The 9,239-nt window shown below is 72.0% G+C and carries 10 protein-coding genes; 5 read left to right on the plus strand and 5 right to left on the minus strand.

Annotated elements, in window-relative coordinates; genetic code table 11:
* The first annotated feature begins 14 nt into the window (after window positions 1-14).
* The 3 genes from QWZ14_RS25740 (at window position 15) to QWZ14_RS25750 (ending at window position 3,186) form a co-directional block, all read left to right on the plus strand.
* Window positions 15-968: an ABC transporter permease gene (locus tag QWZ14_RS25740; RefSeq protein ID WP_290319863.1), complete on the plus strand. Its 954-nt coding sequence runs from the start codon at window positions 15-17 to the stop codon at window positions 966-968.
* Between the two features lie 14 nt (window positions 969-982).
* Window positions 983-1,894 (plus strand): ABC transporter permease, encoded by a 912-nt coding sequence (locus QWZ14_RS25745; RefSeq protein WP_290319864.1) that lies wholly within the window; start codon window positions 983-985, stop codon window positions 1,892-1,894.
* Between the two features lie 122 nt (window positions 1,895-2,016).
* On the plus strand, window positions 2,017-3,186 hold the full coding sequence (locus QWZ14_RS25750) for an MFS transporter (RefSeq protein WP_290319865.1): 1,170 nt from the start codon (window positions 2,017-2,019) through the stop codon (window positions 3,184-3,186).
* On the opposite strand, the gene QWZ14_RS25755 is transcribed toward QWZ14_RS25750, so the two are convergent.
* Genes QWZ14_RS25755 through QWZ14_RS25775 form a run of 5 tightly spaced genes read right to left on the minus strand, consistent with a single transcriptional unit; the run spans window position 3,155 to window position 7,017 of the window.
* Entirely contained in the window at window positions 3,155-3,577 is a 423-nt protein-coding gene (locus tag QWZ14_RS25755) for an acyl-CoA thioesterase (protein WP_290319866.1), read from the minus strand. The two genes, QWZ14_RS25750 and QWZ14_RS25755, sit on opposite strands and share 32 nt — an antisense overlap.
* Window positions 3,574-4,854, minus strand: coding sequence for a thiolase family protein (locus tag QWZ14_RS25760; RefSeq protein WP_290319867.1), 1,281 nt, complete (start codon window positions 4,852-4,854; stop codon window positions 3,574-3,576). Before QWZ14_RS25760 ends, QWZ14_RS25755 begins: the two co-directional genes overlap by 4 nt.
* Window positions 4,851-5,330 (minus strand): PaaI family thioesterase, encoded by a 480-nt coding sequence (locus QWZ14_RS25765; protein ID WP_290319868.1) that lies wholly within the window; start codon window positions 5,328-5,330, stop codon window positions 4,851-4,853. The genes QWZ14_RS25760 and QWZ14_RS25765 overlap by 4 nt, the downstream gene beginning before the upstream one ends.
* Complete coding sequence (locus QWZ14_RS25770) at window positions 5,327-6,718, minus strand: acyclic terpene utilization AtuA family protein (protein ID WP_290319869.1); 1,392 nt, start codon at window positions 6,716-6,718, stop codon at window positions 5,327-5,329. The genes QWZ14_RS25765 and QWZ14_RS25770 overlap by 4 nt, the downstream gene beginning before the upstream one ends.
* A complete protein-coding gene (locus tag QWZ14_RS25775) occupies window positions 6,715-7,017 on the minus strand; it encodes a DUF4387 domain-containing protein (RefSeq protein WP_290319870.1) in 303 nt (100 codons plus the stop codon). Before QWZ14_RS25775 ends, QWZ14_RS25770 begins: the two co-directional genes overlap by 4 nt.
* Window positions 7,018-7,139: 122 nt before the next feature.
* Between QWZ14_RS25775 and QWZ14_RS25780 the strand changes: the two genes are divergently transcribed.
* Window positions 7,140-8,135 (plus strand): isopenicillin N synthase family dioxygenase, encoded by a 996-nt coding sequence (locus QWZ14_RS25780; protein ID WP_290319871.1) that lies wholly within the window; start codon window positions 7,140-7,142, stop codon window positions 8,133-8,135.
* Window positions 8,132-9,208, plus strand: coding sequence for a TauD/TfdA family dioxygenase (locus QWZ14_RS25785; protein WP_290319872.1), 1,077 nt, complete (start codon window positions 8,132-8,134; stop codon window positions 9,206-9,208). Before QWZ14_RS25780 ends, QWZ14_RS25785 begins: the two co-directional genes overlap by 4 nt.
* Window positions 9,209-9,239: the final 31 nt, after the last annotated feature.

The following is a 9,239-nucleotide window of genomic DNA, read 5'->3' on the forward strand; positions in this document are numbered from 1 at the left end:
ATTGGGATGATCGCATGATCCTCTATCTGCTGCGGCGCATCGTCTATGCGATCCCCATTGCGCTGGCGGTGGGCTTCGTCTGCTTCATGCTGGTGCAGATCGCGCCGGGCGACCCGATCAACGCCATCGTCCCGCCGGATGCGCCGGCCGACGTGGTCGAGCAGGTGCGCAAGGACTACGGCCTCGACAAGCCGCTGCCGGTGCAATTCGCGCTCTGGCTGTCGAAGGTGGTGGTGGGCGACCTCGGGCGGTCGCTGGCGACCGGGCGGCCAGTGTGGTCGGATTTGCGGACGGCGATCGCCAATACCCTGACCCTGGCCTTTACCGCCTCCTCGCTCGGCTTCATCCTGGGCTGCGTGCTGGGGGGGCTGGCGGGGACCTTCCGCGGCACCTTCATCGACCGGACGGCGGTGGGCGTGGCGGTGGCCGGCGTCTCGGTGCCGCACTACTGGCTCGGCATGGTGATGGTGGTGATCTTCTCGGTGCAGCTCAACTGGCTGCCGGCGATGGGGGCGGGGCCGGGCGGCTCCTCCGACTGGGCCTGGGACTGGGACCACATGAAGCACCTCGTGCTGCCGGCGGTGACGCTCTCGGTCATCCCGATGGGCATCGTGACGCGCACCGTGCGCGGCATCGTGGCCGAGATCATGAACCAGGAGTTCATCACCGCGCTGCGCGGCAAGGGGCTGACGCGCTCGGGCGTCTTCTTCCACGTGGTGAAGAACGCGGCGCCGAATGCGCTGGCCGTCATGGGGCTGCAGCTCGGCTACCTCATGGGCGGGTCGATCCTGGTGGAGACGGTCTTCTCCTGGCCGGGGACGGGGCTGCTGCTGAACAGCGCCATCTTCCAGCGCGACCTGCCGGTGCTGCAGGGGACCATCCTGGTGCTGGCGATGTTCTTCGTCGCGCTGAACCTGCTGGTCGACCTCGTGCAGACCGCCCTCGATCCCCGGATAAAGCGCGCCTGAGGAGGGCCTGAGCGATGAGTACAGCGACAACTCCGACGGCTGCGGAAGCCGAACTCGCGGTCCAGTCCCGCCAGGCCGAGACGAAGTCCCTCGGCTACTGGGCCGGCGTCTTCAAGCGCGTGCGGCGGGACCCGGTCACCATCGTCTGCGGCGCGCTGCTGCTGCTGATGCTGCTGGCGATCGTCTTCGCGCCGCTGATCGCGCCGCACGACCCCTACCAGGGCAGCATGATCCGGCGCCTGCGCGGCATCGGCACGCTCGGCTACCCGCTGGGGACGGATGAGCTGGGGCGGGATATCGTCACCCGGCTGCTCTACGGCGGGCGGCTGTCCTGGTTCATGGGCATCGTGCCGGTGATCTTCGCCTTCGTCATCGGCACGACGCTCGGCGTCACCGCCGGCTTCATGGGCGGCAAGGTCAACATGGCGATCATGCGGACCACCGACATCTTCTACGCCTTCCCCTCCGTGCTGCTGGCGGTCGCCATCTCGGGCGCGCTGGGCGCGGGCATCTTCAATGCCATCCTGGCGCTGACCCTGGTCTTCATCCCGCAGATCATCCGGGTGGCCGAGAGCGTGACGCAGGGGGTGCGCAACCTCGACTTCGTCGATGCGGCGCGGGCCTCGGGCGCCTCGGGCTTCACCATCGTGCGGGTGCATGTGCTGGGCAACGTGCTGGGGCCGATCTTCGTCTATGCGACGGGGCTGATCTCGGTCTGCATGATCCTCTCCTCGGGCCTCAGCTTCCTCGGCCTCGGCACCAAGCCGCCGGAGCCGGAATGGGGGCTGATGCTGAACACGCTGCGCACGGCGATCTATGTGCAGCCCTGGGTCGCGGTGCTGCCGGGCGCCTGCATCTTCGTCACCTCCATCTGCTTCAACCTGCTGAGTGACGGGTTGCGCCAGGCGATGGATGTGAAGGGCTGATCCGGCCGGAATAGGCCGGCAGGGACGGGCCCGACGCCGGGAGGCGTCGGGCCCGTTTCCAATTCCACCACTTGCTTTGTCATCCGGTTGTCTAATGGTCTGGCAGCGAGCAGCCTGGTCCGATGCACACACCGGATCCCGACGGCGCCGACCGCGCCTCCCGCGACGCCTCGCTCACCCTCGGGCTGACCCTGCCGACCGATACCGTGCTGTACCTGCTGTTGCCGCTGCATGCGGCGGCCTTCGGCGTCAGCTTCGCCGAGGCGGGGCTGCTGCTGGCGGCCAACCGGCTGGTGCGCATCATCGGCTATGGCTGGGTCGCCCGCAGCTACGAGCGAAGCGGGCCGCGCCATGCCTGCGTGGTGGCGGTGCTGGGGGCGGCGGCCTCGTCGCTCGGCTATGCGCTGCTGCCCGGGATCTGGTGGCTGCTGGCGGCGCGGCTGGTCTGGGGCCTGTCCTTCGCGGTGATGAACATCGCGACCCAGGCGCTGGCGACGGCGCTGCCGGAGGGGGCGGCGCGCCGCAGCGGGCGGTCCCGCGCCATCATCGCCTGCGGGCCGATGGTCGGGCTGATCGGCGGCGCGCTGATCGCCGAGGCCTGGGGGCCGCACGTCGTCTTCCTGCTGCTGGCCGGGGTGGCGCTGCTGGGGCTGCCCTTCGCCCTGCGGCTGCCGGCGGGGCAGGGGGACCCGGTGCGGGGGGCGCCGCGCTTCGGCCTGCCGGCGCGGATCGATGTCTGGTCCTTCGTGCAGGGCATGGCGCTGGATGGGGTCTTCGTCCTCGGCCTGGCGGTGCTGGCATCGGCGGCGCTGGGTGGTGCCGTCGGCGGCGTCGCGGTGCAGGGGGCGGCGCTGGCGGCGGGTGGGGCCCTGGCCCTGCGCTATGCCTCGGAGATCGCGCTCGGGCCGGCGGGGGGGATGCTGGCGGAGCGGTATGGGGCGCTCCGGATGCTGGTGCTGCTGTCCTGCGCCTCGGCGGCGGGGCTGGCGTTGATCGGCCTGGGCGGCGGGGCGCTCTGGGTGGGCGCGCTGGCGGTGGTGCTGCTGCGCGGGCTGCTGCAGCCGCTGCCGGCGCCGGTGGTGGCGGCGATGCATCCGGGGCCGGGGCGGGTGCCGGCGCTGGCGCGGCTGGCGACCTGGCGGGACCTCGGCGCCGGGGCGGGGCCGCTGGTGGCCGGGGTGCTGCTGCCGCTGGTCCCGGCCGCGCTGGTCTATGGGGTGACGGCGGCGGCACTGCTGGCCGCCGCCCTGGCTCTGCGGGTCAGCCCGCGGCCCCCAACCGCGCCGCGATAGCGGCCGGCATCGGCACGGCGCGGAGGCCCTCGCCGGCGTCGTGGCCCCAGATGCGGGTCTGCTCGCCCTCCGCCGCCAGCCGCCCATCGGGCAGCAGGAAGCGGTGGCGCAGTACGAAGGCGCGGCCGGCGCCGAACTCCGGCGGGGCGATGCGGTGGTCCAGCATGTCGCCGAAACGCGCCGGTGCCCGGAAGGCGCAGTGGACATCGACCAGCGGGGCGCCGCGGAAGCAGGGGTCGGCCTCCGCAAGCGCAACGAAGTCGACGCCGCAGGCCCGGGTCATGTCGGTGAAGCCCTCGTCCATCCAGCGGATGAAATTGGCGTGGAAGACGATGCGCGCGGGGTCGCAGTCGTTCCAATGGACGAGGAAGCGGCGGGAGAAGTCGTTCAATCGACCTCCACCAGCACCGCCATGCCCTGGCCGCCGCCGGCGCAGGCGCCGGCGATGCCGCGCTTCAGCCCGCGGCGCTTCAGCTCCATCGCCACCGAGAGGACGCAGCGGATGCCGGTCGCGGCCAGCGGATGGCCGAAGGCGATGGCGCCGCCGTTCACGTTGAAGCGGTCGTGCGGCACGCCGAGCACGCGGCGGACCGATTCCGCCTGGGCGCCGAAGGCCTCGTTGATCTCGAACAGGTCAATGTCGGCGGCGGTCAGGTTGAGCCTGCCCAGCAGCGCCAGCACGGCGGGCACCGGGCCGATGCCCATGACATCGCCGGGGACGCCGGCGACCGAGGCGGCGGTGATGCGGCCGAGCCTGGTGCCGCCGCCCTCGGCCGCGACCTTCGCGGTGGTGAGGATGACCGCGGCGGCGCCGTCGACGATGGCGCTGCTGTTGCCGCCGGTCTGCACCCCGCCGAAGACCGGGGCGAGCTTGGCCAGGGTCTCGATCGGGGTCGGGCGGATGTGGCTGTCCTGGGCGACCTCGGTGACCTTGCGCGGCAGCTTCAGCTTGCGGGTCTTGAGGCCGGGGCCCTCGTAGGTCGCCTCGACCACCGGGGCGATCTCCTCGGCGAAGCGGCCGGCGGCGACGGCCTCGAGGGCGCGGGTGAAGCTGGCGGCGGCATAGGCATCCACCTCCTCCCGGGTCACGTGGTGCAGGCGGGCGAGGTTCTCGGCGGTGCCGCCCATGGCGGTGGCGCAGCCGGTGTCGAACAGCGCCTCCCAAAGGAAGTCCTTGAACTCGACCTGGCCCAGGCCGAAGCCGCCGCGGCTGGTGAAGCTGGCGACCGGGGCGCGGCTCATGCTCTCGGTGCCGACGCAGAGCGCCGCTTCCGCCTGGCCGCTGCTGGTGGCGCGGGCGCCCTGGGCGATGGCCTCGAAGCCGGTGGTGCAGAGGCGCTGGACGCCATGCGCCGGCTTGTCGTCGCGCATCCCGGCGTAGAGGCCGATGTGGCGGGCGAAGAACAGGCTGTCGAAGCTCGCCTGGATGCAATTGCCGGCGACCGTCAGGCCGAGGCGGGCGGGGTCGATCTCGGCGCGGGCGATGGCGGCGCGGGCGGCGTGGATGCCGAGGTCGGTGGGCGAGATGGCGGAGAGCGCCCCATTGAAGTCGACGAAGGGGGTGCGGGCGCCGGCGACCAGGGTGGCGTCAGCGAAGGTCTCGACTATGGCGCCGGCGACGTAGCGGGTCCAGTCGGGGGTATCCGTGGTGGAGACAGGGGCGTTCATGGCTTTGTTTCCTCGAGATTATGGGCCGCGAGCAGGCGGCGGATGCGGTCGAAGCGGGGGTCGGGTTCGCCGGTATAGCGGAAGGTGCCGCTGGCGCGCAGCACGGGTTCGCCATCTGCAAGGACCAGGCATTGGCCGAAGACCATGCTCCGGGTGACCTTCAGCACCTCCGGCCGCGCCTCCAGCCAGGTGCCGATGCGGGCGGGGGCGATGAAATCGGTCGCCAGGGTGATGGTGGTGAGGAAGCGGCTGAGCCCGGCGACGTGGTTGCAGCCGCCGGTCAGGACGATATCGGCGAAGGCGACCAGCATGCCGCCATGGCAGAGCTCGACCGGGTTGCAGTGGCGCAGCTCGACCCGGAAGCCATAGGCGATGCCCTCGCCCTCCGGCTTCAGCCAGAAGGGGCCGACGAGGCTGTTGAAGACGGGCAGGGCGTGGTCGGGCAGGCGGAGGTAGCCGGCGGGCGGATCGATCAACGCAGGGTTTCCAGGGTGATGGGGAAGGCGCTGGCGAGGTCGTCGCAGTCGGCGATGTGGTAGGCGCTGAAGCGATAGGCCGGGCCGGCGGGGATTTCCGGCGGGGTGAAGGGGAAGGCGATGTTGCCGCCGGTCGAGAGCCGGCCCGGGAAGCCGAAATGCAGCAGGTTCTGCTTGGCGACGCCGACCACGGCCTTGGCCAGTTCTGCGGTCGCGGCGATGCATTCGACCAGGAAGAACAGCTCGCCGGGGGTCGGCATGGGGGCGGCGCCGGGGAAGAGGCTGGTGGCGCCGCTGCCATAGGCGCGGAAGCGGAGGTCGTAGGTCTCGCCCGGCATGATCTCGGCGACGATGCGGCGGACGCCCTCGGTGATGCCGGCATGGTGTTCGATCACCCGGGGGTCGCAGGTGGCGGCGAGCAGGACGGCGCGCTCGCCGATCCAGCTGCTGCCCTCGATCTTGATGCTGGGCTGGGTGGCCGGGGTCCAGGTGGCGCCGTGGACGCGGACGCGGCGGTCGTCGAGCGCCTCGAAGCGGGCGGCGGCGACGTTGAGGGTGCCGGCGGGTTCCTGGACGTGCAGCGGGTCCGCCTGTTCATACAGGCTATGGGCGGCGACGGTCAGCGGCGTGGCGGCGCGGGCGGGGTTCATGCTCTCGAGGTCGAAGTGGTCGCCATGCAGCGTGCCGAGCATGGCGTCGCGGCCGCCGGGGGTGCAGCAGAGCGAGGTGCATTCGATGATCTTGGCCATGTGCGTCGCCGGGCCGGCGGGGTAGCCGAGCAGCAGGGGGACGGCGGCGAAGACGGCGGTGTCGCAGGCGCGGCCGGCGAGGATGACGTCGGGCTCCATCGCCAGGGCGCGGAGGAAGGCCTCGGTGCCCATCTGGCCCACGATATGGGCGGCGCCGTCGATCTCCGCCGCGGTCAGCGCACCGATCGCACCTATGGCGCGGATGCGGTCGGCGGCCGCCATCGCCTTCAGCCAGGCGCGGTCCATGTCGGCGTGGATGACGGCGATGCGGAGGCTGATGCCGGCCTCCCGCACGATGCCGCGGATGAGGTCGAGCGTGGCCGCGACATGCGGCGCGGCGCCGGCGGTGCCGGCGGTGCCGATCAGCACCGGTACCCGGGCCTGGCGGGCGCCGAGGATGGCCAGCCGCAGGTCGCGCCGGGTGATGGCGGGCGAGGTCGCCATGCGGCCGGCGCCGAGGTAGTAGGGGCCGGGGTCGATGGAGCCCATGTCGCAGCCGATGACATGCGGCTCGCGCGCGAGCCCGGCCTGCAGCGCCGCCTCGGGGATGCCGTTGCCGAGCTGGCCGGAGGCCGAGAGGACGCGGAGCGGCTGGCCGGGTCCGAGGCGGCGGTCGAGCAGCCTGCCGACGACGCTCACAGGATGACGCCGAGCAGGGGGCGGTGCTGCTGGGCGCCGTAGACATCCGCGTCGCCCGGCGAGCCGGCGACGATCGGCCGGTCCAGCACCACCTTGAGGGCATGGGCGGCGGGGAAGGGGATGACCGCGACGGTCGCGGGATCGACGCCGTAGAGGCTGGCGATGGCGGGGGCGGCGAGCGCCGGGGATCGCGCCGCGCGGTCGTAGCCGGCGGCATCGGCGAAGAGGATGTCGAGCGTCAGGTGCAAGGGCCCGGCATTCTTGCTGCGGATCACCCGCGCCAGATCGATCAGCCGCATTGTCGTCCCCGCCCGATGGTGGCGGGACTGTCCTGCCCGGCCGCCCAGCGGTCAACCGGGATCCCTGGCCGTCCGGCGCCGGGCGTGCTGGACTGTGCCGCCGTAGCGCGGGAGTTCGTCGCATGAACCAGACCGTCGAGGGCCGGATCCCGGTGCTGGATGTGGGGCCGATGCTGGAGGGGGTGCCGGGGGCGATGGATGCCCTGGCCGCCAGCATCGCCCGGAGCTGCCGGGACACCGGCTTCCTCGTGCTCGCCAACCACGGCGTGCCGCAGGCGCTGGCGGATGGCTGCTTCGAGGCCGCCGCCCGCTTCTTCGCGCTGCCGGAGGAGGAGAAGCTGGCGCTGAAGGTGGGGATGCTGAACCTCGGCTTCCTGCCGACCGGGGCGCAGGTGATCCGGACCTCCACGGTCAACCACAACACCAAGCCGAACCTGAACGAGAGCTTTTACATCTCCCGCGACTATGCGGCGGACGATCCCGACATCGTCGCGGGCAAGCCCTTCATCGGGCTGAACCGCTGGCCGCCGGGGCTGCCGGGCTTCCGGGAGGCGACGATGGCCTACTACACCGCCATGCAGGCGCTGGCGCAGCGGATGCTGCCGGCCTTCGCCGTGGCGCTGGGCCTGGCGCCCGACTACTTCGCCGAGGACTTCACCGACCCGAGCTGCACCCTGCGGCTGATCCGCTACCAGCCGCAGCCGGAGGCGGAGGACAACCGCTTCGGCTTCGCCCCGCATATCGACACGAATTTCATCACCTTCCTGGCGCAATCGGCGCTGCCGGGCCTCGAGGTGCGGACGCGGGAAGGGACCTGGCTGCGGCCGCCGGCGATCCCCGGGACCTTCGTCGTGAATACCGCCGAGATGCTCGGCCGCTATTCCAACGACCGCTTCGCGCCGACGCCGCACCGGGTGGTGAATGCGAGCAACCAGATGCGCTACGCCATCCCCTTCTTCTTCGGCCCGGGCAACGACGCGGTCATCACCCCGGTGCCGAGCTGCGTGAGCGAGACGGAGCCGGCGAAATACGCGCCGCTGCGCTACCTCGACCATCGGCGGAAGCTGAATCAGACCAATTTCGCCCACCGGCAGCAGGCGGGGGAGACCGTGGCATGAGCCGCACCCCGCTCCCCGGCGCCTGGACCGGCGCCAAGCTGGAGCGCAGCGGGCAATGGCTGCGCGCCTTCGACGACGGCCACCGGGCCGAGATCGCCGCGGCGCTGGCGGCGGTGACGGCGGCGGGGCTGCCGGAGACCGGCTTCGGCCGGGCGGATTTCCCGCTCGACCGCACCGCGACGCTGCTGGCGGAGGTGGCCGGGGAGCTGGAGACGGGCTGCGGCGCCGTGCGGCTGCAGGGCCTGGACGTCGAGCGGTACGACGAGGCCGCGTTGCGGCGGATCTTCTGGGGGATCGGCGCGCATCTCGGCGTGGCGCTCTACCAGAACAGCCAGGGCGAGATCATGGGCGCGGTCCGCGACGAGGGCGGCACGATGCCGGCGCCGGGCAAGGTGCTCGACTCCCGCGCCCGGGCCCGCTCGACCGGGCCGCTGCGCTTCCACACCGACCGCTGCGACGTCATCGCGCTGCTGGCCGCGCGCAACAGCAAGGCCGGCGGCATCAGCAAGCTGGCGAGCATCAAGACCATCCACAACGAGATGCTGCGCCGCCGGCCCGATTTGCTGGAGCTGCTGTTCCAGCCCTACTGGCGGCGCCGGGCGGAGGATATCGAGGCTGCGAAGCTCGGCCGCTTCGTCGCCCTGCCGGTCTTCGGGCTGCGGGACGGCCAGCTGACCAGCCAGTATTCCCGCACCTTCGTCGAGCAGGCGCAGGAGGACCCGGGCATCCCCCGGCTGACCGCGGCCCAGGACGAGGCGCTGGACCTGCTGGCCGAGATCGCCGAGGCGAGCTGCCTGCATGCGCCCTTCGCTCCGGGCGACATCCAGCTGCTGAACAACCATGTCGTCTACCACGGCCGCACCGCTTACGAGAACGACGCCGCGGCGGGGCAGGAGCGGCTACTGCTGCGGCTCTGGCTGGCCATGCCGGGCAGCCGGGCGCTGCCGCCCGGATTCGAGACCTATTGGGGCGACACGGCAGCCGGCGTGGTCCGCGGCGGCACCCTGCAGGCGGATGGCAGGCGGTCGCCCGGGGTGTCCGCGGCCGCGCGCATGGTGCCGGCACTGGCCTGACTGCCGCGCTATTGGTCAGGGCGCCCGTTCG

It is taken from the genome of Paeniroseomonas aquatica (assembly GCF_030409335.1).
GTDB lineage: Bacteria > Pseudomonadota > Alphaproteobacteria > Acetobacterales > Acetobacteraceae > Belnapia > Belnapia aquatica.

Coding starts and splice junctions, on each gene's coding strand:
- QWZ14_RS25745 (WP_290319864.1), top strand. CDS start 983: ATGAGTACAGCGACAACTCCGACGGCTGCGGAAGCCGAACTCGCGGTC.
- QWZ14_RS25740 (WP_290319863.1), top strand. CDS start 15: ATGATCCTCTATCTGCTGCGGCGCATCGTCTATGCGATCCCCATTGCG.
- QWZ14_RS25775 (WP_290319870.1), bottom strand. CDS start 7,017: ATGCGGCTGATCGATCTGGCGCGGGTGATCCGCAGCAAGAATGCCGGG.
- QWZ14_RS25760 (WP_290319867.1), bottom strand. CDS start 4,854: ATGAACGCCCCTGTCTCCACCACGGATACCCCCGACTGGACCCGCTAC.
- QWZ14_RS25750 (WP_290319865.1), top strand. CDS start 2,017: ATGCACACACCGGATCCCGACGGCGCCGACCGCGCCTCCCGCGACGCC.
- QWZ14_RS25785 (WP_290319872.1), top strand. CDS start 8,132: ATGAGCCGCACCCCGCTCCCCGGCGCCTGGACCGGCGCCAAGCTGGAG.
- QWZ14_RS25780 (WP_290319871.1), top strand. CDS start 7,140: ATGAACCAGACCGTCGAGGGCCGGATCCCGGTGCTGGATGTGGGGCCG.